Consider the following 25014-nt stretch of genomic DNA (forward strand, 5'->3'; position numbering starts at 1 on the left):
CGACGCCCCCGCCCCGGCCGCTACACCTCGGGGCGGGGTTCCCCGCGTGGCGGCTCGCCCTCACGCTTGCGTAGGTCGTCCTCGCGTCGGCGGAGGTCCTCCTCCCAGCGGCGGAAGAGTTCCTGATCCTCCTTGCGGGAACGTTCCTCGATCGAGCGCAGGAACTCCGGATCGTCGTCGGGAGCGACCGGCCGGGAACGCTCGGCCGTTCGTGCGCCCGGCGCCCAGGAGGTGGACCCGCCGACGGCCGTACGCTCCCGCCCGGCGACGAACCAGGCGATCGAGCCGACCAGCGGGAAGAACAGGATGATCAGCAGCCAGGCGATCCGGGGGAGGTGGCGGATGCCGTCCTCCTCGGCGGAGAGGCAGCTGATCAGGGCGCAGACGGCGAGAACGACCTGCACCAGGAAGAGGAGGATGTACAGCCGGGCCATGTGACCATCATGACCTACCTCGCGCAGCGGTCACAGCCCGCGCAGCACCAGCAGCGTGCCGAGGAGCGCGAATCCGGCGGCGGCCAACCCCACCAGGGCGACCTGTCGGCCGCCGACCCGCGCCACACCACTGCCGGTTCCCCGTCGCCAACAGAGCGTGATGACCACTCCCCAACCGAGGATGGCCACCGCCGCCGGGCCGGCGCCGCCCCGGCCGCCGATGAGCGCGAGCCGGACGGTCAGCAGCGTCACCGCGGTCAGGGCGAGCAGGGTGCGTCGCCAGGCCAACCGGGTGCGTTCGGGTTGCAGCCCCGGGTCGCGGACCATCGTCATTCGTTGATCGCGCCGGCCAGCACCGCGACCACCAGTGACAACGCGCCGAGACCGACGATCAGGGCCAGCACGGCCGGAAAACGGGACGCGGGCAATTCCTGGCCGAGCCGGATGGCCCGTTCGGTGCGGGCCCAGTGGTCCACGGCCCGGATCGCGACGGTGCCGCCGAGCAGCATCAACGACACGGCGATGGCCTCGCGCAGGTGGACCAGGGACAGGGTGGGCAGGAACTGTGCGGCGGCGAGTCCACCGGCGATCAACGCCAGTCCGGTCCGCAACCAGGCCAGGAAGGTTCGCTCGTTGGCCAGCGAGAAGCGGTAGTCGGGGGTGTCGCCCACCGACCGCAACTCCTGCTGGTCGAACCAGTTCCTGATCATTTGCCACACCCTGGTGATTATCCGGTGCCCAGCGGGAATAGTGCGCAAGCATGACGGATCTTGACCCGATCACCCTGCGTGCGGCGTACGACACCCAGCTGCGGCCGGACCTGCCGCGCCCGGTGCCCGACGACGTGCTGGTGGAGCCCGACGGCCCGGTGTTCCGGGTGCTGGGGCTGGACCAGCGGGGCATGGTGACCTACCGCGATCTCGGCGGGCTGACCGGTGCCGACCTCGACGAGTTGATCGCCCGGCAGGTGGCGGTGTCCCGCGAGCGGGGCGAGCCGATCGAGTGGAAACTGCACGGACACGACGAACCGGCCGACCTGCCGCAGCGCCTGCGAGCCGCCGGTTTCGTGCCGGAGGACCAGGAGACCGTCGTGGTCGGTCCGGTCGCGCCGCTGGCCTCCACCCTGCCGGTGGTGCCCGAGGGCGTACGCCTGCGCGAGGTGACCGGGCGGGCGGACCTGGACCGGATCGCGGAGCTGAAGACACAGGTGTGGGGGCGTGACCTGAGCGCGCTGGCCGACGGGCTGGAACGGGAGATCGCCGCTGATCCGCAGGCGATCACGGTCGTGGTGGCCGAGGCGGACGCGACGATGGTGAGCGCCGGTTGGGTGCGGTACCCGGCGGGCAGCACGTTCGCCACGCTGTGGGGTGGTTCCACCCTGCCGCGGTGGCGGCGGCAGGGCATCTACCGGGCGCTGGTCAGCTACCGGGCCCGGTTGGCCGGGGCGCGAGGGCGAGCGTTGGTGCAGGTGGACGCGGCGGAGACGAGCCGTGGTGTGCTGGAGCGGCTCGGACTCGTCCCGGTCACCACCACCACTCCCTACGTCTACACTCCGTGATCATGAGCCAGCGGCTGACGGACGACGAGATGATGACCCTGAAGACCGGGGCGTTCGGCGCGGTGCTCATGGTGTCGAACGCCGACCCGGGGCTGCTCGCGCTGTTCCGCGAGAGCTTCGCGGCCTCCGGTGCGATCGCGGACGCCAGCGGCGTGGTGAAGGCGGCGCTGACCGGCGGCCCGTTGCCGAAGCTGCCGCGCGACTCGGCGCTGGAGGTGGAGTCGGTGGTGCTGCCGGCGTTGCGCCGGGGGATCGAGATCCTGGCCGAGAAGGTCCCGCAGGACGTCCCGGTGTATCGGGACGTGGTGTTGGCCGCGGCTGAGCGTGCGGCCCGCGCCCACGACGGCGTCAGCCCGGCCGAGGCCGAGGTCATCGGCCGGATCAGGGGCGTGCTGGGCACCGATGCTACTGGCAGGTAACATGACGTCGTGGGCAACCGCACAACAGCCCACGGTTGACCGGACGGCACCGCACGCGCGAGGCTGCGCCCAGATCAGGGTGAAAACATCACATAACCACAGCAGGAGGGTCGTCGAAGGCGATGAACATCGTCGTACTCGTCAAGCAGGTGCCTGATTCGGGCGCGGACCGCAACCTGCGTACTGACGACAACACAGTCGACCGCGGTTCGGCGAACAACGTCATCAACGAGATGGACGAGTATGCCATCGAGGAGGCGTTGAAGATCAAGGAGGCGCACGGCGGCGAGGTGACGATCCTGACCATGGGGCCGGACCGGGCGACCGAGTCGATCCGCAAGGCGCTGTCGATGGGCCCGGACAAGGCGGTGCACGTGGTGGACGACGCCCTGCACGGTTCCTGCGCGGTCGCCACCTCGAAGGTGCTCGCCGCCGCCCTCGGGCAGCTCAACGCCGACCTGGTGCTCTGCGGCTCGGAGTCGACCGACGGGCGGGTGCAGGTGATGCCGCACATGCTCGCCGAGCGACTCGGCGTCGCGGCGCTGACCGGTGCGCGCAAGCTCACGGTCGACGGAACCACGCTGACCGTGGAGCGGCAGACGGAGGAGGGCTACGAGGTCGTCACGGCCTCGACCCCGGCCATCGTCTCCGTGTGGGACACCATCAACGAGCCCCGGTACCCGTCGTTCAAGGGCATCATGGCCGCCAAGAAGAAGCCGGTGCAGACGCTCTCCCTGGCCGACCTGGGCGTGGCCGCGAACGAGGTCGGCTTCGACGGAGCGACCAGCACCGTGGTGGAGCACAGCAAGCGCCCGCCGCGTTCGGGTGGCGTCAAGGTCACCGACGAGGGCTCCGGCGGCACGCAGCTCGTCGAGTTCCTCGCCACCGAGAAGTTCGTGTGAGGGGTGTGGGACATGTCTGAGGTTCTCGTCGTCGTCGAAGCCACCACGGAGTTCGGCGTCAAGAAGGTCACCCTGGAGATGCTCACCCTCGCGCGTGAGCTGGGCACCCCGTCGGCGGTGGTGCTCGGTGGCGCGGGTGCGGCCGAGGCGCTCGCGGGCAAGCTGGGCGAGTACGGCGCGGAGAAGATCTACGCCGCCGAGGGTGAGGAGATCGACGGCTACCTGGTGGCGCCGAAGGCCACCGTCGTCGCCGACCTGGTCAAGCGGGTGCAGCCGACCGCCGTCCTGCTCGCCTCCTCGCAGGAGGGCAAGGAGATCGCGGCCCGGCTGGCGGTCAAGTTGGACAACGGCATCCTGACCGACGTGGTGGCTCTGGCCGCCGACGGCACCGCCACCCAGGTGGCCTTCGCCGGGTCGACCATCGTCAAGTCCAAGGTCACCCGGGGCCTGCCGCTGGTCACCGTCCGGCCGAACTCGGTCAACCCGACGCCGGCCGCGGCCACCCCCACGGTCGAGCAGCTCACCGTCACCGTCACCGACAGCGACAAGCTGGCCAAGGTGGTCGACCGGGTGGCCGAGCAGAAGGGTTCCCGCCCCGAGCTCACCGAGGCCGGCGTGGTCGTCTCCGGTGGTCGCGGTGTCGGCAACGCCGACAACTTCAAGCTGGTCGAGGAGCTGGCCGACCTGCTGGGCGGCGCCGTCGGCGCCTCCCGGGCCGCGGTCGACTCCGGTTTCTACCCGCACCAGTTCCAGGTGGGGCAGACAGGCAAGACCGTCTCCCCGCAGCTCTACATCGCGCTGGGCATCTCCGGCGCGATCCAGCACCGGGCGGGTATGCAGACCTCGAAGACCATCGTCGCGGTCAACAAGGACGGCGAGGCGCCGATCTTCGAACTGGCCGACTTCGGGGTGGTCGGCGACCTGTTCAAGGTCGTCCCGCAGGCCGCCGAGGAGATCCGCAAGCGTAAGTGACACGTACGCGACCAGCCGCCGTCCCGACCGGGAGGGCGGCTGCGTCGTCTGCGCGCGGGAACTGACCGGCGGGCCGGGGAGCTGAACCGGCCCGCCGATCAGCCCGTCAGGGAGCCCCTCGACAGGCTGTCACCGGAGTGGGCGGTGCATACCTCGTAGTACCCCGGTACGGCCGGGAGATTCGCCACGTGCAGGTGCAACTCGCCACTGTCCGGCACCCCCGGGCGGCAGGCGGAGTCGAGCCGTACGCCGACAGGGGAGCGCTCGCCACCACCGTCGGCTCGGCGGGCGTAACGTCCCGCCAGGTAATCCGGACTGCGGTCGGCACCGCAGTGGTCGTTAGGCTGGACCGTGATGGCTTACCTGGATCATGCCGCGACCACTCCGATGCTCGACGAGGCACTGGAGGCGTACGTCGCGACCGCCCGCGAGGTCGGCAACGCGTCTTCCCTGCACGCGTCCGGTCGGCGTGCCCGCCGCCGGGTGGAGGAGTCGCGGGAACGGGTGGCCGCCGCGTTGGGTGCCCGGCCGTCCGAGGTGATCTTCACTGGTGGTGGCACGGAGAGTGACAACCTCGCGGTGAAGGGCATCTTCTGGGCGCGCCGGGACGCCGACGCCACGCGGCGCCGGGTGATCTCCAGTGCCGTCGAGCACCACGCTGTCCTCGACGCGGTGGACTGGCTGGAACGGCACGAGGGCGCCGAGGTGGGCTGGTTGCCCGCCGACGGGGTGGGCCGGCTGCACCCGGACGCGCTCCGGGCCGAGTTGGCCGAGCACGGTGATCGGGCGGCGGTGGTCACCGCCATGTGGGCCAACAACGAGGTCGGCACCGTCCAGCGGATCGGTGAGCTGGCGGCGGTGGCCGCCGAGTACGGGGTGCCCTTCCACACCGACGCCATCCAGGCGGTCGGTCAGGTGCCGGTCGACTTCGCCGCCAGCGGCGTCGCCGCGCTCACCGTCACCGGGCACAAGCTCGGGGGACCGGTCGGGGTCGGCGCGTTGCTGCTCGGCCGGGACGTGGCGGCGGTACCGCTGCTGCACGGCGGGGGGCAGGAGCGCGACGTGCGCTCCGGCACCCTCGACGCGGCCGGCATCGTCGCCTTCGCGGTCGCCGTCGAGGCGGCCGTCAAGGGCCAACAGGAGTACGCGACCGGGCTGGCCGCGCTCCGCGACGACCTGGTGCGGCGGGTCCGGCAGGCCGTCCCCGAGGTCGTCTTCAACGGTGACCCGACCGATCGGCTGCCCGGCAACGCGCACTTCTCGTTCCCCGGTTGCGAGGGGGACGCGCTGCTGCTCCTGCTGGACGCCCAGGGCATCGCCTGCTCGACCGGTTCGGCCTGCTCGGCCGGGGTGGCGCAGCCCTCCCACGTGTTGCTGGCGATGGGGGCGGACGACGACCGGGCGCGCTCCTCGCTGCGGTTCTCCCTCGGCCACACCAGCACCACCGCCGACGTCGACGCGCTCATCGCCGCCCTCCCGGGTGCGGTGGAGCGGGCCCGGCGGGCGGCGGGGCCCCGTACTCCCCGCTGAGCCGGTGACCGGGCGGGGATAGGCTCGGTGGGAAGGGAGAGTGGTCCGGTGAGGGTGTTGGCGGCGATGTCCGGCGGCGTGGATTCGGCCGTGGCGGCGGCACGGGCGGTGCAGGCCGGGCATGACGTGACCGGCGTGCACCTGGCGCTGGCCCGAAACCCGCAGACGTACCGCACCGGCGCGCGGGGCTGCTGCACCCTGGAGGACTCGCGGGACGCTCGGCGGGCCGCTGACGTGCTCGGCATCCCGTTCTACGTCTGGGACATGGCCGACCGCTTCCACGCCGACGTGGTCGACGACTTCGTCGCCGAGTACGCGGCGGGGCGTACCCCCAATCCGTGCCTGCGCTGCAACGAGAAGATCAAGTTCGCGGCGGTGCTGGACCGCGCGGTGGCCCTCGGTTTCGACGCGGTGGTGACCGGTCATCACGCCCGGCTCGGTGCCGACGGTCTGCTGCGCCGCAGCGTCGACGCGGCCAAGGACCAGTCGTACGTGCTGGCCGTGCTCACCCGTGAGCAGCTGGACCGTTCGATCTTCCCGCTCGGCGACTCGACCAAGGCTCAGGTCCGGCAGGAGGCCGCCGACCGTGGCCTCGCCGTCGCCGACAAGCCGGACTCGCACGACATCTGCTTCATCGCCGACGGGGACACCCGAGGCTTCCTGGCCCAGCGCCTCGGTGAGACCCCCGGCGACGTGGTCGACGCGACCACCGGCGCGGTGGTGGGACAGCACGCCGGAGCGTACGCGTACACCGTGGGGCAGCGACGTGGCCTGCACCTGGACCGGCCGGCACCGGATGGTCGGCCCCGCTATGTGCTCTCCATCACTCCTAAGACGAACACCGTAACCGTCGGCCCGGCGGAGGCGTTGGAGGTTTCCACGGTCCGGGCCGTCCGTCCGGTCTGGACCGGTGGCCAGCGGCCCGACGGCCCGATCGAGTGCGAGGTTCAGCTGCGCGCCCACGGCGTCGTGGTCCCCGCCGCCGTCAAGGTCGACGGCGACCGCCTCCACGCCGAGCTGCGCCAGCCGGTGCGGGGGGTGGCCGCCGGGCAGGCCATCGTCGCCTACCGCCCCGACCCGGCAGGCGACATCGTGCTAGGTTCCGCCACCATCACCGACTGACCGCCCCTTCGCCGAGTTGACCAAGAGGTTTTCGTCTCCGGCACGCCCGATTCCAGACCAGAACTTCTTGATCAACAAGTGTCGGGGTCGGTGGCGGGTAGTCTGCGGCGGTGAGTGAGCAGGGGTTGCCGTGGGGAATGGGGGCGGCGACGGGTGTCGGGTCGTTGCCCGGCACCGACATCGCCGAGGCGCAGCGGATCGTTCTCGGTGAGCTGCCCGATCTGCCTCATCTGCCGGAACTGCCGGCCCGGGGGCCGGGAGCCGATCTGATCGGGCGCACCGGCGGTCTGCTGGTGGAGCTGCCGATCGAGCTGTACGCCGCGCGGTGGCGGGTGGCTCCCCGTCCGGGGCGGGATCTGCGTCGGGCCCGCGACCTGATGGAACGCGACCTGGACCAGCTCGCCGAGCAGGCCGAGGAGTACGCCGGCCCGATCAAGATCCAGGCGGCGGGTCCGCTGACCCTGGCCGCCTCGGTCGAGCTACCGATCGGTGGGCGGATGCTGCGCGACCCCGGCGCGGTACGCGACCTGGCCGCCTCCCTGGCCGAAGGCCTGCGCGGCCACGTCGAGGCGGTGACCCGCCGGCTGCCGCAGGCGTCGGTGCTGCTCCAACTCGATGAGCCGTCCCTGCCGGCGGCGCTGACCGGCCGGGTGCCCACCGAGAGCGGCCTCGGCACCTATCGGGCGGTGGAGACGGGTGACGCCCGTACGCTGCTGGGCACGGTGATCGGGGCGGCCGGGGTGCCGACCGTGGTGCACTGCTGTGCCCCGAACGTGCCGCTGGAGTTGCTCCGGTCCGCCGGGGCGATCGGCGTCGCGCTCGACCTGAGCCTGGTCACCGACCTCGACCCGCTCGGTGAGGCGCTCGACACCGGGTTCGGGCTGCTGGCCGGTGCCGCGCCGACGACGTCGACCGGTCGCGCGCCCACCTCCGCCGACCTCGCCGACCGGGTACGCACCCTCTGGGACCGCCTCGGCTTCCCCCGCCGCCGACTCGCCGAGCAGGTGGTGGTGACCCCCGCCTGCGGTCTGGCCGGGGCGGACGTGGCCTACACCCGGGCGGTCCTCGCGGCCTGCCGGGACGCCGGGCGGCGGCTCGCCGAGGAGTGAGTTTTCGGTCGTACCCATCGGGCACCATCCTCGACATGATTGGACAGCTGCGTTCGACGGTGATCGACTGCCCAGATCCGCGTGCGCTGGCCGGCTTCTACTCGGAGCTGCTCGGCGTGCCGCTGATCGAGGACAACTCCGACGGTAACGACTGGGTGGTGCTCGGCGGGCCACCCGGTCACCTGCCACGACTGGCCTTCCAGCGGGCACCCGATCTGCGTCCGCCGGCCTGGCCCGATCCGGAGCGGCCCCAGCAGTTCCACCTCGACGTGACGGTGGACGACATCGAGGCAGCGGAGAAGGCGGTCCTGGCCCTGGGCGCCCGCCGGCTCCCCGGCGACGGTGAGGGATTCCGGGTGTACGCCGACCCGGCCGGTCACCCGTTCTGCCTCTGCTGGGACTGACCGCCCCGGCTCCGCCGACGACCGGCGGCGACGCGGCCTGCCCTGGATACCGGGGTGGATTCCAGGGCAGTGCCGGTTCGCGCCGAGGTCGCCGGGCACCGGCAGCGCTGTCGGTCGCGGTACGTCCGGTGCTGCGCGGGCTGGCGACGGCGGGGCATCATCGCTTTCATGATCAGCCCTGCCTCTCGGCGCGCCGCCGGTTCGCTCTTCGGCCTGGCCTACGGCGACGCGCTCGGCAAACCCACCGAGTTCCTCACCGTCGCCGAGATCGACCGGCGGTTCGGTCCGAGCGGCCCCCGGGAGCTTGTCGGCGACCCGGCACTGGTCACCGACGACACCCAGATGGCGCTGGCGGTGGCCTGGGCGCTGCGGGACGCGCCGACGTACACCGCCGAGGCGGTGGAGCCGCTGCTGCGTCGTCGCTTCCTGGACTGGGCGGCCAGCCCGGACAACAACCGCGCGCCGGGGATGACCTGCCTGCGGGCCTGCGCCGAACTGTCCCGGGGGTTGCCCTGGCAGCAGGCCACCGAGGCCGGGTCGAAGGGGTGCGGGGCGAACATGCGGGTCACCCCGGTCGGGCTGCTCGACGTCGACCTCGACGTCCTCGCCGGGCTGGCCCAACTCCAGGCCGGTCTCACCCACGGGCATCCGACCGGCCTGGCGGCCAGCGAGCTGACCGCGTACGCGGTCCGGCTGCTGGTCGACGGTGCCGCGCCGGCCGACCTGCCGGGCCTGCTCGCCGTACGGTGCCAGCAACAGCATGGCGTCTACCGGGCCGACTGGCTCGGCGAGCTGTGGCGGCGAACGGATGCCGCCACGCCCGAGGAGTTCATCGCCCTGGGCTGGCACGAGTGCCGGCGGGCGCTGGCGCGACTCGACGCGGCGCTGGCGGCTCCGGACGACGGCGGTGACCCGTGCCGGCTCACCGGTGAGGGCTGGATTGCCGAGGAAGCCCTCGTGACGGCCCTGTACTGCGCCATCCGGCACGCCGACAGCCCGGTCGACGCGCTCGTCCGGGGTGCCCGGACCGCCGGTGACTCCGACTCGATCGCGGCCCTCGCCGGAGCCTTCGTCGGCGCGGCCCACGGCATGTCCGGCTGGCCGACCGAGTGGGCGGGGCGGATCGAGTACGCGGACCAACTCGCCGCGCTGGTCGAGGCGTACGCCTGACCCCACGGCGGACCGCCAGGGGCCGGTAACGCCGGGATCCGGTGACCGGCCGCGCGCAGCGCCGGTCGCGTGGCACGGTTGTCCCACCCGGGGACTACCGTGCGGAGGTAGCACGATCACGGGAGGTCGACGACGGTGTCCGAAGGCGGCAGGGTGTCCGAGGAAGCGGTTCCCCAGCAGGGCGATGCGGCGCAGGAGGCCGCCGGCCGCGAGCCGACGCCGCAGGCGCGGGAGCGGCACGCCACGCTCAGCCAGGAGCTGACCGAGCATCAGTACCGCTACTACGTGCTCGACTCGCCGACCATCTCCGACGCCGACTTCGATCGCCAACTGCGTGAGTTGGAGGCGCTGGAGGCGGAGTATCCCGCGTTGCGCACCCCGGACTCTCCGACCCAGCGGGTCGGCGGCACGTTCTCCACCGACTTCACCCCGGTCGCCCACGCGGAACGGATGATGTCGCTGGACAATGCCTTCGCCGACGAGGAACTGGTCGCCTGGGCGGAGCGGGTGGAGCGCGACGCCGGTGGTCCGGTGCCCTACCTGTGTGAGTTGAAGGTCGACGGGCTGGCGATCAACCTCACCTACGAAGGCGGCCGGTTGGTCCGGGCGGCCACCCGGGGCGACGGTCGTACCGGCGAGGACGTCACCGCCAACGTGCGCAGCATCCGGGACGTCCCCAGCCGACTGACCGACTCGGCGGAGTTCGGGCCGCCGCCCGAGTTCATCGAGGTGCGTGGCGAGATCTACTTCCCGGTGGCCGGCTTCGCCGACCTCAACGCGGGCCTGGTGGCGCAGGGCAAGGCCCCGTTCGCCAACCCGCGCAACGCCGCCGCCGGCAGCCTGCGGCAGAAGGATCCGCGTGTCACCGCCTCCCGACCGCTGCGCCTGGTGGTGCACGGCATCGGTGCCCGTCGCGGTTTCCAGCCGCGCGCCCAGTCCGAGTCGTACGCGGCGTTGAAGGCGTGGGGGTTGCCCACCAGCGACCGGTGGCGGGTGGTGCCCGACCTCGTCGGTGTGCGCGACTACATCGCGCACTACGCGGAGCACCGGCACGACGTCGAGCACGAGATCGACGGTGTCGTGGTGAAGGTCGACCCGGTGTCCATCCAGGGGCGGCTCGGGTCGACCAGCCGCGCACCCCGCTGGGCGATCGCCTTCAAGTACCCCCCGGAGGAGGTCAACACCAAACTGCTCGACATCGAGGTCGAGGTCGGGCGGACCGGTCGGGTCACGCCACGGGCGGTGCTCCAGCCGGTCCGGGTGGCCGGTTCCACAGTCGAGTACGCCACTCTGCACAACGCCCGCGAGGTCGAGCGCAAGGGGGTCCTGATCGGCGACACGGTGGTGATCCGCAAGGCCGGTGACGTGATCCCCGAGGTGCTCGGGCCGGTGGTCGACCTGCGCCCGCCGGACGCCCGACCGTTCGTCATGCCCACCAACTGCCCGGCCTGCGGCACCCCGCTCGCTCCCGCGAAGGAGGGCGACGTCGACATCCGGTGCCCCAACTCCCGCAGTTGCCCCGCGCAGTTGCGGGAGCGGGTGTTCCACCTGGCCGGGCGCGGCGCCTTCGACATCGAGGCGCTCGGCTACAAGAGCGCCGCCGCGCTGCTCGACGCGCAGATCATCACCGACGAGGGAGATCTGTTCTCCCTCGACGCCGAGCAGTTGGCCCGCTCGCCGTTCTTCGTCAACAAGGACGGCAGCCTTGGCAGCAACGCCATCAAGCTGCTCGACAATCTCGCCGCGGCCCGGGACCGCGACCTGTGGCGGGTGCTGGTGGGGCTCTCCATCCGGCATGTCGGGCCCACCGCAGCTCAGGCGTTGGCCCGGCACTTCCGCTCGATCGAGGCGATCGACAAGGCGACCGAGGAGGAACTCTCCTCAGTCGACGGTGTCGGCCCGACCATCGCGGCCAGCATCCGCGAGTGGTTCTCCGTCGACTGGCACCGCGAGGTGGTCCGCAAGTGGGCCGAGGCGGGTGTCCGGATGGCAGAGCCTGCGGTGGAGGAGGGGCCACGCCCGCTGGAAGGGGTGACCGTGGTGGTGACCGGCACGCTCGCCGGTTTCTCCCGCGACCAGGCCGCCGAGGCGATCCAGGCCCGGGGCGGCAAGGTCAGCGGCTCGGTGTCGAAGAAGACCGGGTTCGTGGTGGTGGGCGACAACCCCGGCAGCAAGGCGGAGAAGGCAGCCAGCCTGAAGGTGCCCGTGCTCGACGAGGAGGGCTTCCGCGTGCTGCTCGACGCCGGCCCCGAGGCGGCCCGGAAGGTGGCCCACGTCGAGGAGTGACGATCTTTACGACACTCTGTCAGATACCAACTTAATTACGACTACGACCGATTCGTGGCTGTCGCGGCGGTTAAGTGGGTGGTAGGGCGTTTCATTGGGGCACGGCGCGTGAGACCACGGGCCGGTCTCGTGCCGGGAGGTGTGATGGAGTCGCCCGATCCGCGCAACCTCGTGCCGCCCGGGCGGACCGCGCAGTTCTCGACGTTCGTCGCGGCCGTCGTCCTGGTGGCCGTGCTCGTCTCGGCGAACGGGCTGGTGTCCCTCGCCTCGACCCTGCCTGACCTGCCGGCGGCGTTCTGGACGATGGGGGTGCTCGCCGTGGCCTGCGACGCGCGCCCCTTCCTGCCGCCCGGTCGACGGCAGTCCTCCTCGGCCGTCTTCCCCTCGACCTGCTTCACCTTCGCGATCCTGCTCGGCTGGGGGCTCGGCCCCGCGGTCGCGGTGCAGACGATCGCCGTGGTGGTGTCGGGTGTCAGGATGCGGCACGCGCCCTGGCGGACCGCCTTCAACGCCGGGCAGTACGCCTGCTCGCTGTCCGCCGCGTACGCGATGACCCGGCTCGGGCCGGGCGGTGTCTACGACGGCGGGGCGTTGGGCTGGACCGACATCGCCGCGATCGGCGGTGCCGGGGTCGCCTGGTTCGCGGTCAACTACGGCTTGGTCACCGCCGCGGTGCGACTGCGCTTCGGCGAGCGGTGGTGGCCCAACGCGTGGCGCGGCCTGCCCTTCGAGCTGCTCTCCACCGGGTCGTTGTTGCTGCTCGCGCCGGTGCTGGTCACCGCCGCGAGGGCGAGTGCCGCCCTGGTGCCGCTGGTGCTGGTGCCGCTGTTCGCGGTCTACCGGATGGCCCGGCTCACCGTGGAGCAGCACCAGTTGGCCGCGCTCGACCCGCTCACCGGGCTACCCAACCGCAAGGCGTTGCTCGCGGAGGTCAACGAGCAGGTGCACCGACACGCCGAGCGTGCCGCCCGAGGCGAGCCCGACACCCGCCTCGCCCTGCTGCTGATCGACCTGGACCGCTTCAAGAACGTCAACGACGCGCTCGGCCACGCGGTAGGCGACCGCCTCCTGGTGGAGGTCAGCGCCCGGTTGACCGACGTGGTCGCGCCCCCGCAGATGGTCGCCCGGCTCGGTGGCGACGAGTTCGCGATCGTGATGACCGGGCTGACCGACGTCGGCGAGGCCCGCGCGTTGGCCGACCAGGTCGTCCAGGCTCTCGCCGAGCCGGTGCCACTGGACGGGCTGCCCCTGGACGTCGGTGGCTCCATCGGCATCGCCCTCTACCCGGAACACGGTCGGGACTTCGCCACCCTGATGCGGCACGCGGACGTGGCGATGTACGACGCGAAGCACCGCAACGACACGGTGGCCGTCTACACCGCCGAGTCCGACCACCACTCCGCCGAGGGGTTGAGCCTGCTGGCCGACCTGCGCCGGGTGCTGGAGGCCGGTGCGTCGGGGCGGGCGGACGGGTCCGTACCGGACGAGGTGGGCACCGTACGCGGCGGGGACGGGGCGGTCCTGCCCGTCGCCTCGGTGGAGGAGTCGACCGGTACCCGATGGTGGAGCCGGCGGCGGCGACGCCCCCGGTTGGTGGACCACGACGACGAGCTGATCGCCCGGATCATCACCGGCGCGGACCCGACCCTGCGCCGGGCGACCCGGACCGGGCGAGCGGACGACGCGGTAGACGGCGGTGCGGAGCTGCCGACCCCCGTCGACCGGCCCGCCGCCGAACGGTCCCCCGACGACCGACCCGGCGTCGAGCCGGGCATCGACGCGGGCGAGATCATGTTGTATTACCAGCCGCAGGTCGCCATCGCCACCGGCGAGGTGGTCGGGGTGGAGGCGTTGCTGCGCTGGCGACACCCACGCCGGGGCATGGTCGACCCGGAGGAACTGATCCGGGTCGCCGAGCAGAGCGCGGTGATGCGGCTGCTCACCCGCCGCGTCGTCGACGACGTGGTGGAGCAGCTCGCCAAATGGTCGGCCGCCGGTATCGGGTTGCGGGCGGCGGTCAACGTCAGCGTGCGGGACCTGCACACCGGGGAGATCGCCGACCAGATCGCCGACCGCCTCGTCCGCTACGGCGTGGCCCCCGAGCGGCTGCAACTGGAGATCACCGAGGGTGCGCTGATGGCCGACCCGCGCCGGGTGCTGACCACCATCACCCGGCTGCACCGGATCGGGGTGGGCATCGCGCTGGACGACTTCGGCACCGGTTACTCCTCGCTACAGCACCTGCGCCGGCTGCCGCTGTCGGAGGTGAAGGTCGACCGATCGTTCGTCCTCGGCATGGCGGAGGACCCGGACGACGCGGCGATCGTCCGGTCCACGATCGAGCTGGCCAAGGCGCTGGGACTGCGGGTGGTGGCCGAGGGTGTGGAGGACGAGCGGACCTGGCGGATGCTGCACACGGCCGGTTGCGACGCCGCCCAGGGCTGGTTCTACGCCCGGCCGATGCCGGCGGAGGAACTGGTCGCCTGGTTGGCCCGGTACCGCCCGCTGCGCCCGCTCGGCGGCCACGACGAGGCGGAGGCACCGCGCCGACACGCCCGCTGACCCCGGTGGGAGCCGCCCGGGACCGGTGGCGTCGGTCGAGGCGGGAGCAGCCGGGCCGGGCGCTCGGGGAGGCGGCACCGGCCCGCCGGGCGGGAAACAATAGACTCGCTGCCGTCACCGCGCGCCGGGTACCCGGCGGCGGTGGGCGCAGGTCAGGCAGACGCAGTACAGCCACGAAGGGGGCACCGATGGCCGCCATCTCCCGCGAGGAGGTCGCGCACCTGGCGCGACTGTCGCGGCTCGCCGTGACGGAGGAGGAGCTGGACACCTTCGCCGGTCAGCTCGATGTGATCCTTCAGTCGGTCGCGCAGGTGGGCGAGGTCGCCGCCGCGGACATCCCGCCGACGTCCCACTCGGTGCCGCTGACCAACGTGCTCCGCGCGGACGTCGTGACGCCGTGCCTGACACCCGAGGAAGCGTTGTCGGGTGCCCCCGACGCGGAGGAGCAGCGGTTCCGCGTACCGCGGATCCTGGACGAGGATGTGGCCTCATGACCGATGTCACCGCAATGACCGCGACGCAGATCGCCGGGCTCGTCGCCACCGGTGCGGCCTCCGCCGTCGAGGTCACCCAGGCCCACCTGGACCGGATCGCCGCCGTCGACGGCCGGATCAACGCCTTCCTGCACGTCGACACCGAAGGCGCGTTGGCCGCCGCCCGGGACATCGACGCCCGTCGGGCAGCCGGTGAGGAACTGGGCCCGCTGGCCGGTGTGCCGGTCGCGGTCAAGGACGTGCTCACCACCAAGGGCGTGCCGACCACCGTCGGGTCGAAGATCCTCGAAGGCTGGCGTCCACCGTACGACTCGACGATCGTGGAGCGGCTGCGCGCCGCCGGCACGGTGATGCTCGGCAAGACCAACATGGACGAGTTCGCGATGGGCTCCTCCACGGAGTACTCGGCGTACGGGCCGACCCGCAACCCCTGGGACACCGACCGCATCCCGGGCGGCTCCGGTGGGGGAAGCGCCGCGGCGCTCGCCGCGTACGAGGCGCCGCTGGCGATCGGCTCGGACACCGGAGGCTCGATCCGCCAGCCCGGCGCGGTCACCGGCACCGTCGGCGCGAAGCCGACCTACGGCGGCACCTCCCGGTACGGCCTGGTGGCCTTCTCCTCCTCGCTGGACACTCCCGGCCCGTGCGCGCGTACCGTGCTCGACGCGGCGCTGCTGCACGCGGCGATCGGCGGGCACGATCCGCGTGACTCCACCTCCATCCCGGCCCCGGTGCCGGACGTGGTGGCCGCGGCGAAGCTCGGCGCGACCGGCGACCTGAGCGGGGTACGCCTCGGCATCGTCACCGAGTTCGGCGGCGAGGGAGCGGAGCCCGGGGTGACCGCCGCCTTCAACGAGGCCGTCGCCACGTTGACCAAACTCGGCGCGGAGATCGTCGAGGTCTCCTGCCCGCACTTCCGCTACGCGCTGCCGGCGTACTACCTGATCGCGCCCAGCGAATGCTCCTCGAACCTGGCCCGCTTCGACGGCGTCCGGTTCGGGCTGCGGACCGGCGACGACGGCAACCGGTCGCTGGAGGAGGTCATGTCGCTGACCCGGGAGGCCGGCTTCGGCCCCGAGGTCAAGCGCCGCATCATGCTCGGCACGTACGCGCTCTCCTCGGGCTACTACGACGCCTACTACGGGCAGGCACAGAAGGTCCGTACGCTGATCACCCGCGACTTCACCGCCGCGTTCGAACGGGTCGACGCGCTGATCTCGCCGACCACCCCGTTCGTCGCCTTCCCCCTCGGCGCGCGTACCTCCGACCCGTACCAGATGTACCTTGCCGACCTGTTCACCATTCCGAGCAACCTGTACGGCGGACCGGGCATCTCGGTGCCGTGCGGGCTCTCCGACGGGCTGCCGGTCGGACTTCAGGTGATGGCACCGACGCTGGCCGACGACCGGATGTACCGGGTCGCCGCCGCGTTGGAGAGCGCCGTCGGCACGTTCACCCCACCGGCACTGTGAGGCAGGAGCACAGATGACCACGACACTGCCCGCGTACGACGAGGTCGTCGCGCGCTACGAGCCGGTGATCGGCCTGGAGACGCACGTCGAGCTGGGCACGAACACCAAAATGTTCTGCGGCTGCCCGACCGACTTCGGTGGCGAGCCGAACACCCGGGTCTGCCCGGTCTGCCTGGGGCTGCCCGGCTCCCTGCCGGTGGCGAACGCCGCCGCGATCGAGGCCACCATCCGGATCGGTCTGGCGTTGAACTGCTCCATCGCGACGTGGTGCCGGTTCGCCCGGAAGAACTACTTCTACCCGGACATGCCGAAGAACTTCCAGATCAGCCAGTACGACGAGCCGCTCTGCGTCGACGGTTACCTGGACGTCGACGTCAACGGCGAGACGGTGCGGATCGGCATCGAGCGGGTGCACCTGGAGGAGGACACCGGCAAGACGCTGCACGTCGGCGGTGCCACCGGCCGGATCCACGGTGCCACCGAGTCGCTGGTCGACTACAACCGGGCGGGCATCCCGCTGGTGGAGATCGTCACCAAGCCGATCCCGGGCACCGGGGCGTTGGCACCGGAGGTGGCGCGGGCGTACGTCACCGAGCTGCGCGACGTGATCCGCAGCCTGGGCGTCTCCGACGTACGCATGGAGGAAGGCTCCCTGCGCTGCGACGTGAACACCTCGCTGAACCTGCCGGGGCAGGAGTGGGGCACCCGGACGGAGACCAAGAACGTCAACTCGCTGCGCTCGGTGGAGCGGGCGGTCCGGTCCGAGATGCTGCGCCAGGCCGCCGTCCTCGACGCGGGAGGCCGGATCACCCAGGAGACCCGGCACTTCCATGAGGACACCGGGGACACGACCCCTGGGCGGTCCAAGGAGACCGCCACCGACTACCGGTACTTCCCGGAGCCGGACCTGGTCCCGCTCGCGCCGGACCCGGCCTGGGTGGCGGAGCTGAAGGCCGCCCTGCCGGAGCTGCCCCGGCTGCACCGCCGCCGGCTCCAGCAGGATTGGGGCCTGTCCGAGGCGGACATGCAGTCGGTGCTCAACGCCGGTGCGGTCGAGCTGATCGAGGCCACGGTGGCGGCTGGTGCGACACCGGCGGCGGCCCGCAAGTGGTGGCTGGGCGAGCTGTCCCGGCGGGCCAACGAGACGGGTGTGGAACTGGCCGACGTCGGTGCCACCCCGGCCCAGGTCGCGGAGCTTCAAGGGCTGGTCGACGCCGGGAAGCTCAACGACAAGCTGGCCCGTACCGTGCTGGAGGGCGTGGTCGCCGGTGAGGGTTCGCCGACCGAGATCATGACCAACCGCAAGCTGGAGGTCGTCTCCGACACCGGCGCGCTGACCGCGGCGGTGGACGAGGCGATCGCGGCCAACTCGGCCATCGCCGACAAGGTCCGCAGCGGCAAGGTGGCGGCGGCCGGTGCGCTCGTCGGCGCGGTCATGAAGGCCACCCGTGGGCAGGCCGACGCCCAGACCGTCCGCACCCTGATCCTGGAGCGTCTCGGCGTCGAGGGCTGAGCGCTCCGCAACCCGGTCCTGGACGCGCTTCAGGGCCGGGTTCTCCGAGGCCGCCGTCGTGACCCGGCGGCGGCCCGTGGTCCCGCCCGGCGGGCGGGACCGGCACCACCCCGGCGAGGGCGTCAACGGCGACGCCCGGATGGAGTTGACCGTGAACCAGCACGACCTCGATGTCCTTGACGAGATCCAGCGGCGGGTGCTGTGGCTCGCGACGCGGATCGTGGACGCGGCCAACCACGATCGCGGTACCGGCGACGGGGTGAAGGTCGGCGGGCACCAGGCGTCGAGCGCCTCGCTGGTCACCGCGATGACCGCGCTGTGGTTCGCCCACCTGGACGCCGAGGACCGGGTCGCGGTGAAACCGCACGCCTCTCCGGTCTTCCACGCCATCCAGTACCTGCTGGGCAACCTGGACCGGTCGTACCTGCCCCGGCTGCGGGCGCGCGGCGGGCTCCAGTCGTACCCGTCGCGGACGAAGGACCCGGACGAGGTGGACTTCTCCACCGGTTCGGTGGGGCTCGGTGCCGCCGCGCCGCTGTTCGCCGCGGTGACCCGGCGCTACGTCGACGCCCACTTCGGGGCGCGTCCGCACTCCCGGTTCGTCGCCCTGATCGGTGACGCCGAGCTGGACGAGGGCAACATCTGGGAGGCCGTCGCCGACCCGGCGACCACCGGGCTGGGCAACGTGATGTGGGTGGTCGACTTCAACCGTCAGTCGCTGGACCGGGTCGTCCCCGGGGTACGCATCGACCAGTGGCGCGGCCAGTTCGAGGCCGCCGGCTGGCACGTGGTCGAGGTGAAGTACGGTCGGCGGCTCGCCGAGGCGTACGACCGGCCGGGCGGGTCGGTGCTGCGCGACTGGATCGACGCGATGCCGAACGAGCAGTACCAGTCGTTGTTCGGGCTGACCGGGCCGGCACTGCGCAAGCAGTTCCTGGACGGGGCACCCGAGGGCGTCGAGGCGTTGCTGACCGACGTCTCCGACGAGGACCTTGGCCCGCTCGTCACCGACCTGGGCGGGCACGACCTGGCGGCGATGCTGGACGCGTACGCCCAGTGTGACGCGGTGACCGACCGGCCGAGCGTGGTGTTCGCGTACACCGTCAAGGGGTGGGGGTTGCCGATCGCCGGTAACCCGCGCAACCACTCTGCGCTGTTGACCCGCGAACAGGTCGACGCGTTGCGCGCCGCGCAGGGGTTGACCCGGGACACCGAGTGGGACCGTCTCGACCCGGCGTCGCCGGCCGGGATCCGGGCCGGGCAGCGTCGCGAGGCACTGTCCCGCGCGCCCCGCGAGCGTGCGCTCGGGGTCGCCGTCCCGCAGAGCACGAACGTACGCGCCAACAAGCCGATCTCCACCCAGGAGGTCTTCGGTCGGGTGCTGGTCGACCTGGCTCGCGACCCGCAGGTCGGTCGGTATCTCGTCACCACCGCGCCGGACGTGGCCACCTCCACCAACCTGGCCGGATTCATCAACAAGACCGGGGTGTTCGCCCCGACCGCCCAGCGTTCCTGGTCGTCGGACCGGATGCTGCGCTGGACGGAGAGCCCTGAGGGCCAGCACATCGAGCTGGGCATCTCCGAGATGAATCTGTTCCTGCTGCTCGGCCAGCTCGGCCTGGCGTGGGACCTGTCCGGGCAGCCGCTGCTGCCGGTCGGCACCGTCTACGACCCGTTCGTGCTGCGCGGGCTGGACGCCTTCCTCTACGGCACCTACTCGGGTTCCCGGTTCGTCGTCGCCGGCACCCCGTCCGGGATCACCCTCGCCCCGGAGGGTGGCGCCCACCAGTCGACCATCACCGCGAGCGTGGGCCTGGAACTGCCCGGGGTGACCTTCGTCGAACCCGCGTACGCGGCCAGCCTCGACTGGCTGCTCTGCGACGCGTTCGGGCACATCGCCGGCGCGACCCGGTCGACACCGACAGCGGTGCCGGCCGAGGACGGGGCGTACTACTTCCGGCTGAGCACCCGGCCGGTGGACCAGGCGCCGTTCGAGGCGGCGCGGGCCCGCCTCGGCGACGCGGTGCTGCGTCGGCAGGTGCTGGCCGGGGCGTACCGACTGGTCGACGCCCACCAGGCGTACCCGCACCTGGCCGACGCGCCGACGGTGCAGCTGGCCGCCTCCGGGGCGGTGCTGCCCGAGGTGCTGGCCGCCGCGGCGGAACTGGCCGACGAGGGGGTCGCCGCCCACGTCGTCGACGTGACCAGCCTGGACCGGCTGTACCGGGCCTGGCAGCGCACCCTGCGTCAGGGCGTACGCACGGCGACCGTGCCGAGCGTGCCCGGCGCGCTGCGGTCCGCCTTCGCCGACCGGGTGCCGGTGGTCACCGTGCACGACGCCGCCTCGCACGCCATGGCCTGGCTCGGCTCGGCGGTCGGCGCTCCCGCCGTTCCGCTCGGCGTCGACGAGTTCGGCCAGTCCGGCACCGTCTCCGACCTCTACGACCTGCACGACCTGCTCCCCGGCAGCATCGTCAACGCCGCCCTAGCCGCCCTCTCCCTCCGCTAACCCCCCGCCCCCCGCCCCCCCCGCCCCCCCCGCCCCCCGCCCCCCGCGCCGTGCCCGCCCCGGTGATCAAGAAGTTTTGGTCACCGTGGAGCGCTCTCCGTGACCAAAACTTCTTGATCAACCGGGGCTAGAGGGGGGCGGGGGGGCGCGGGGGGTGGGAGGTAACGGGGTGGGGGTTAGCGGGTGGGGGTTGGGGTGGGGGTTGGGGTGGGGGTGGTTTGGGGGGAGGTGGGGGGTGGGGCGATGACGGTACGTTCGAGATTCACCTGGGCCTGGCCGGTGCCGCCGACGGTGATGTCGTCGTACGCCTGGAGCCGCTTCTCCTGGTCGAAGTAGAGCACCGTCATCGCCAGCGGGGTCGGCTCGTCGCTTTCCAGCCCGCGCAGCCCGGCACCGCCGGTGGAACCCTGCACCATCAGCGTGGTGGTCTGCTGGCCGGGCACCTCCGGCAGCGTGTTGAGCTGCCGGTCGTGGGTGTGCCCGGCGAGCACCAGCGGGCAGGTGCCGGAGAGCGGGCCGGCGGAGGCGGGGTCGTGCACCAGTGCGATGTCGACCGGCCGGGGCGAGCTGCGGATGGTCGCGGCGAGCTTCTCACCGTTGCTGATCAGCTGATCGGCGGTGGGTTGGCTCAACCCGCCGCTGGCCGGCGAGGTGCTCTTGTCCGGGGTGAACCGGGGATCGCCGATCCCGGCGATGGTGAGCCCGGCGACCGTGGTCGTGGTGTTGTCCAGCACGATCGCGTTGGGCTGACGGGCCACCGCCGCCGCCGTACGGCCCGAGTCGTGGTTGCCCCGGATGTACACGTACGGCTTTTCGAGCAGGCTGATCGATCCGACGTAGGACGCCTCCGGCTCGCTGCCCCAGTCGGTGATGTCGCCGGTGTCGACCACCACGTCGATGCCGAACTGCTCCGTGACGGTCCGGATGAGCTGCCAGGCGCTCGGGTTGAGGTGCAGGTCGGAGATGTGCAGTACCCGGGTGGTGCCCGGCTCCGGTTCGTACACCGGCAGCGCCGACACCGTCGTGTACAGCTGGGTGACGTTGCCGATGAGCCGTTGGAGCTGCTCGGCGTACCGGGTGTAGTCGTCGGCGATCTTGCGTACGTCGCCGACGATCGCCGGGGCGTTGACCAGCAGTCCCTCGTACCGGGGCTCCTCGATCGACTGGGGCCGGATGGTCGCCGCGGCGGTGCCCAGACTTCCGGCCGTGATCAACAGCGCCAGGCCACCGGCCCAGGCGGCCCGGCGGGTGTCGCGGAACACCAGCAGCGCCAACACCAGGGTGGTGAGTACGCAGGAGCCGATCGTCCGTAGCCCGAGCCGCATCACCCCCTCCCGGACCTCGTCGACGGCCGACTGGGTGGCCCGGTTGAGGCTCGCCGGATCGTCGATCAGCGCCTCGACGCGGCTCTGGTCCAGCGCGCCCAACTGCACGGTCAGGTGGGTCGGCCCGTCGTGGCTGCGGAGCATCAGCGAACCCAGCGGCGGGATGTTGACGGTGGTGCCGCCGGTGGTCGAGGGCGACACGGACAGCCGGGCCTGGAACGGCCCGATGTCGGTGCCCACGTTTCCGCCCGCTACGACACCGGCGAACACACCGACCAGCGTGACGGCCAGGACGGCACCGGCCACGCCGAGGCGGTGCGGCCATCGACGTCGCCCCCCATCACGACGCGGTACGGCGATGCGTCGCATCGAGGGGAAGCGGCGCGGCCGACCGGTGGGGGTTTCCCCGTCCCGATCGCGGCGCGGCTCCTCGTTCTGCTGACCGTCCATGCTGAGATTCTGACCTGCCCGACGAAGGATCTTGGCAAACCTGTGATGACGGGTCGGGTGACCGCGTCAGCTGCGTCCGGCACCGCCACCGGAGAAGACGAGGCGCAGCAACCGGTCGTCCTCGGGTACCGGCCGACCACGCCCGTCGTGGTTGGAGGTGCTGACCCAGAGCGAGCCGTCCGGGGCGGCGGCGATCGCCCGCAGTCGCCCGTACCGCTCGGTCAGCAGTTCCTGCGGTTGACCGAGGACCGTGCCGGTCTCGGTCAGCTCGACCAGCCAGAGTCGCTGACCGCGCAGGCAGGCGGTGGCGAGCATCCGTTCCGTCGCGGCCAGGCCGGAGCAGGACGCCTCGTCGGTCGACCACTGCACGATCGGATCCACGTACCGCTTGTCGCCCTCGCGCCCCTCGACCTCGGGCCAGCCGTAGTTCTTGCCCTTGGTGATCTGGTTGATCTCGTCCCAGGTGTTCTGGCCGAACTCGACGGCGTACATCCGTTCACCGGCCCAGGCGATGCCCTGCACGTTGCGGTGGCCGAGGGACCAGACCGGGGAGTTCGGGAAGGGGTTCCCGGGGGCCGGCTTCCCCTCCGGCGTGATTCGCAGGATCTTGCCCCCGAGCTGCTTGACGTCCTGCGACTGGTCGGTCTCCCCGGCGTCGCCGGTGCTGACGTAGAGGTGCCCGTCGGGGCCGAACGCCAGGCCGCCGCCGTTGTGGATGCCGGCCTTGGGGATGCCGGTGAGAATCGGAGTCGGCGCCTCACCGAGCCGCAGTCGGGCCACCCGGTTGTCCCGCTCGGCGGTGTAGTAGACGAAGACGGTGCGGTTCTGGGCGAACTCCGGAGACACCGCGATGCCCAGCAGACCACCCTCGCCGCCGGCGGTCACATCCTCGATGGTCTGCACCTCGGTGACCTTCAGACCGTCCTTGGTCGACTCGGGCCCGACCTGGACGATGCGGCCACTGTCACGTTCGGTGACCAGAGCGCCGCCGTCCGGCAGGAAGGCGATCCCCCACGGCACCCGCAACCCCTGGGCGAGCACGGTGGTGACGACCTCCTGGTCGCCGTTGCCCGGGGTGAGGGTGGGGCGGGGCAGGTTCGGCGGCTCGCCGGCCGGGTCGGGTTCCGGATCCCCGAGACTGCAACCGCTGGCGACGAGCAGCAACGTCGCGCAGGCCGCCACGAGGGCGGCTCGGACCTGACGGGCGCGGAGGTACGGGGGAGCGCTCACCCGCCCCAGAGTAGCCCGCCCGGCCCCGCCCCGTGGAAGGCCAGGCGGGCCGACCCCCATCGGCTGGTCGGCCCGTCTGGACGCCTATCGTCGGCGAGGTGAAGGTATGGATTCCGCACGAGGCCGGCCACGCCTTGCTCGGCGAGCTGCCGCCGGAGGTCACCGTCGAGACGATGGAGGATCCGGCGAAGCTGCCCTCACCGGTGGCCGGCGTCCGGTTCTGGGTACCGCCCTTCCTGGCCGGTGGGGAGGCCGTGGCGCTGCTGCACGAGCTGCCTGACCTGGCGGTGGTGCAGCTGCTCTCGGCCGGTGCGGACGCCTGGGTGGGACGGGTACCGGCCGGTGTCACGCTCTGTGACGCTCGTGGGGTGCACGACCCGTCGACCGCCGAGTGGGTGGTCGCGGCGATCCTGTCCCAGCTGCGCGCGTTCCCGGCCATGGCTCGGGCCCAGGCCCGGCGACAGTGGGCGTACGACGAGGTGGCTCCCACCGACGAGCTGGCCGGCAAGCGGGTGCTGATCGTCGGGGCGGGTTCGATCGGCACCGCGCTGCGGGACCGGCTGACGCCGTTCGAGGTCGAGTTCACGCTGGTAGCCCGGACCGCCCGGCCCGAGCAGGGTGTGCACGGCGTCGACGAACTGCCGCGCCTTCTGCCGCAGGCCGATGTCGTGGTGCTGTTGGTGCCGCTGACCGAGCAGACCCGCGGGCTGGTCGACGAGACGTTCCTCGCCGCGATGCGCGACGGCGCGCTGCTGGTGAACGCCGCCCGAGGGCCGGTGGCTCGGACCGACGTCCTGGTCGCCGAGCTTGCCACCGGACGGATCTCCGCCGCTCTGGACGTGACCGACCCCGAGCCGCTCCCCGCCGACCACCCGCTCTGGGAGATGCCGAACGTGCTGCTCACGCCACATGTGGCCGGCTCGGTGCGGGGCCTGCTGCCCAGGGCGTACCGCCTGGTCGGTCAGCAGATCCGACGGTTCGCGGCTGGCGAGCCACCGCGCAACGTGGTGGTGGACGGCTACTGATTCGAGTCGGGCGCGGCGCGCCCAGCCGCGGCCGCCAGCCGGGACAGGTCCTCGCGGCGGACGGCCGGAAGCATGAACCAGCGGCCGTCGTCGAGTTGGGCCACCGCCCGACCACGTGGGTCGGCGGTCAGCTCGACCACCTGCTCCCAGGAGATCCGGCGCTCGCCGGCGAGCGCCCGGACGCGCAGTCCACGGGCGTCGGCGTCGGTCCCGGCCCGCCAGGCCCAGACGGCCACCGCCACCGGGACCAGCAGCACCGGCAGCAGATAGGGGCGGGCACTGGCCAGTGGGAGAGCGCCGATGGTGGCGACGATCGCCCCGACCAGGATGGCCTGGTTGTGCCGGAATCGTGCGGTGTCGGTGCGAGGCATGACCAGATGATCCCACCCGGGTCGCGACGGCCAACGGTGGGCCGAGACCGTCGGGTGGAACACCTCCCGGGCGGACGTGTTCGTGCCCGGATCGGGACACTCAGTGGCGGTGACCTGACTCACTGTCGATTGACCGTCACTTACCGCCGGGATGGTC

22 protein-coding genes are annotated in these 25014 nt (G+C 72.0%); 16 read left to right on the forward strand and 6 right to left on the reverse strand.

Going from position 1 to position 25014, the window contains the following annotated elements; all coding sequences use genetic code 11:
* Positions 1-20 precede the first annotated feature (20 nt).
* Genes ACLQ2S_RS03550 through ACLQ2S_RS03560 form a run of 3 tightly spaced genes read right to left on the reverse strand, consistent with a single transcriptional unit; the run spans position 21 to position 1153 of the window.
* A complete protein-coding gene (locus ACLQ2S_RS03550; protein ID WP_425701107.1) occupies positions 21-434 on the reverse strand; it encodes a PLD nuclease N-terminal domain-containing protein in 414 nt (137 codons plus the stop codon).
* Positions 435-464: 30 nt separating this feature from the next.
* Positions 465-767 (reverse strand): DUF202 domain-containing protein, encoded by a 303-nt coding sequence (locus tag ACLQ2S_RS03555; RefSeq protein ID WP_425701108.1) that lies wholly within the window; start codon positions 765-767, stop codon positions 465-467.
* Positions 764-1153, reverse strand: a complete 390-nt coding sequence (locus tag ACLQ2S_RS03560; RefSeq protein ID WP_309222903.1) for a YidH family protein — start codon at positions 1151-1153, stop codon at positions 764-766. Before ACLQ2S_RS03560 ends, ACLQ2S_RS03555 begins: the two co-directional genes overlap by 4 nt.
* A 41-nt stretch (positions 1154-1194) precedes the next feature.
* On the opposite strand from ACLQ2S_RS03560, the gene ACLQ2S_RS03565 reads away from it, so the two are divergent.
* From ACLQ2S_RS03565 to ACLQ2S_RS03635, 15 genes are all read left to right on the forward strand, one after another.
* A complete protein-coding gene (locus ACLQ2S_RS03565; RefSeq protein WP_155215884.1) occupies positions 1195-1992 on the forward strand; it encodes a GNAT family N-acetyltransferase in 798 nt (265 codons plus the stop codon).
* The gene (locus tag ACLQ2S_RS03570; RefSeq protein ID WP_375335307.1) at positions 1989-2411 is read left to right on the forward strand and encodes a hypothetical protein; all 423 of its coding nucleotides are present in this window, start codon (positions 1989-1991) and stop codon (positions 2409-2411) included. Before ACLQ2S_RS03565 ends, ACLQ2S_RS03570 begins: the two co-directional genes overlap by 4 nt.
* 122 nt (positions 2412-2533) lie before the next feature.
* Entirely contained in the window at positions 2534-3313 is a 780-nt protein-coding gene (locus ACLQ2S_RS03575) for an electron transfer flavoprotein subunit beta/FixA family protein (protein WP_155215880.1), read from the forward strand.
* 12 nt (positions 3314-3325) lie between these two features.
* The gene (locus ACLQ2S_RS03580; protein ID WP_155215878.1) at positions 3326-4285 is read left to right on the forward strand and encodes an electron transfer flavoprotein subunit alpha/FixB family protein; all 960 of its coding nucleotides are present in this window, start codon (positions 3326-3328) and stop codon (positions 4283-4285) included.
* A 354-nt stretch (positions 4286-4639) separates the two neighbouring features.
* Positions 4640-5815: a cysteine desulfurase family protein gene (locus tag ACLQ2S_RS03585; protein WP_425701109.1), complete on the forward strand. Its 1176-nt coding sequence runs from the start codon at positions 4640-4642 to the stop codon at positions 5813-5815.
* A 48-nt stretch (positions 5816-5863) separates the two neighbouring features.
* Positions 5864-6937, forward strand: coding sequence for a tRNA 2-thiouridine(34) synthase MnmA (mnmA, locus tag ACLQ2S_RS03590; protein ID WP_425701110.1), 1074 nt, complete (start codon positions 5864-5866; stop codon positions 6935-6937).
* Positions 6938-7047: 110 nt separating this feature from the next.
* The gene (locus ACLQ2S_RS03595) at positions 7048-8046 is read left to right on the forward strand and encodes a methionine synthase (protein ID WP_425701111.1); all 999 of its coding nucleotides are present in this window, start codon (positions 7048-7050) and stop codon (positions 8044-8046) included.
* A gap of 35 nt (positions 8047-8081) precedes the next feature.
* Positions 8082-8450 (forward strand): VOC family protein, encoded by a 369-nt coding sequence (locus ACLQ2S_RS03600; protein ID WP_155215873.1) that lies wholly within the window; start codon positions 8082-8084, stop codon positions 8448-8450.
* A 168-nt stretch (positions 8451-8618) separates the two neighbouring features.
* Complete coding sequence (locus ACLQ2S_RS03605) at positions 8619-9620, forward strand: ADP-ribosylglycohydrolase family protein (RefSeq protein ID WP_155215871.1); 1002 nt, start codon at positions 8619-8621, stop codon at positions 9618-9620.
* A 153-nt stretch (positions 9621-9773) separates the two neighbouring features.
* Positions 9774-11906 (forward strand): NAD-dependent DNA ligase LigA, encoded by a 2133-nt coding sequence (gene ligA, locus ACLQ2S_RS03610; protein ID WP_425701112.1) that lies wholly within the window; start codon positions 9774-9776, stop codon positions 11904-11906.
* A gap of 144 nt (positions 11907-12050) precedes the next feature.
* Positions 12051-14468, forward strand: a complete 2418-nt coding sequence (locus ACLQ2S_RS03615; protein ID WP_155215869.1) for a putative bifunctional diguanylate cyclase/phosphodiesterase — start codon at positions 12051-12053, stop codon at positions 14466-14468.
* A gap of 188 nt (positions 14469-14656) precedes the next feature.
* The gene (gene gatC / locus ACLQ2S_RS03620; protein ID WP_155215867.1) at positions 14657-14962 is read left to right on the forward strand and encodes an Asp-tRNA(Asn)/Glu-tRNA(Gln) amidotransferase subunit GatC; all 306 of its coding nucleotides are present in this window, start codon (positions 14657-14659) and stop codon (positions 14960-14962) included.
* Positions 14959-16434: an Asp-tRNA(Asn)/Glu-tRNA(Gln) amidotransferase subunit GatA gene (gene gatA, locus ACLQ2S_RS03625; RefSeq protein WP_155215865.1), complete on the forward strand. Its 1476-nt coding sequence runs from the start codon at positions 14959-14961 to the stop codon at positions 16432-16434. Before gatC ends, gatA begins: the two co-directional genes overlap by 4 nt.
* A 13-nt stretch (positions 16435-16447) precedes the next feature.
* Positions 16448-17947, forward strand: a complete 1500-nt coding sequence (gene gatB, locus ACLQ2S_RS03630; RefSeq protein ID WP_155215863.1) for an Asp-tRNA(Asn)/Glu-tRNA(Gln) amidotransferase subunit GatB — start codon at positions 16448-16450, stop codon at positions 17945-17947.
* A gap of 151 nt (positions 17948-18098) precedes the next feature.
* Positions 18099-20456, forward strand: a complete 2358-nt coding sequence (locus ACLQ2S_RS03635) for a transketolase-like TK C-terminal-containing protein (RefSeq protein WP_309222930.1) — start codon at positions 18099-18101, stop codon at positions 20454-20456.
* A 176-nt stretch (positions 20457-20632) separates the two neighbouring features.
* On the opposite strand, the gene ACLQ2S_RS03640 is transcribed toward ACLQ2S_RS03635, so the two are convergent.
* Positions 20633-22231 (reverse strand): metallophosphoesterase family protein, encoded by a 1599-nt coding sequence (locus ACLQ2S_RS03640; RefSeq protein WP_425701113.1) that lies wholly within the window; start codon positions 22229-22231, stop codon positions 20633-20635.
* A 66-nt stretch (positions 22232-22297) separates the two neighbouring features.
* On the reverse strand, positions 22298-23521 hold the full coding sequence (locus tag ACLQ2S_RS03645) for a PQQ-dependent sugar dehydrogenase (protein ID WP_155215859.1): 1224 nt from the start codon (positions 23519-23521) through the stop codon (positions 22298-22300).
* 38 nt (positions 23522-23559) lie between these two features.
* On the opposite strand from ACLQ2S_RS03645, the gene ACLQ2S_RS03650 reads away from it, so the two are divergent.
* Positions 23560-24486: a 2-hydroxyacid dehydrogenase gene (locus ACLQ2S_RS03650; protein ID WP_309222899.1), complete on the forward strand. Its 927-nt coding sequence runs from the start codon at positions 23560-23562 to the stop codon at positions 24484-24486.
* Here ACLQ2S_RS03650 and ACLQ2S_RS03655 read toward each other — a convergent pair.
* Positions 24480-24857 carry a PH domain-containing protein gene (locus ACLQ2S_RS03655; RefSeq protein WP_155215857.1) on the reverse strand — a complete coding sequence of 126 codons (378 nt, stop codon included), beginning with the start codon at positions 24855-24857 and terminating at the stop codon, positions 24480-24482. The two genes, ACLQ2S_RS03650 and ACLQ2S_RS03655, sit on opposite strands and share 7 nt — an antisense overlap.
* Positions 24858-25014 lie beyond the last annotated feature (157 nt).

The sequence above is a fragment of the Micromonospora sp. DT48 genome (assembly GCF_049844495.1).
GTDB lineage: Bacteria > Actinomycetota > Actinomycetes > Mycobacteriales > Micromonosporaceae > Micromonospora.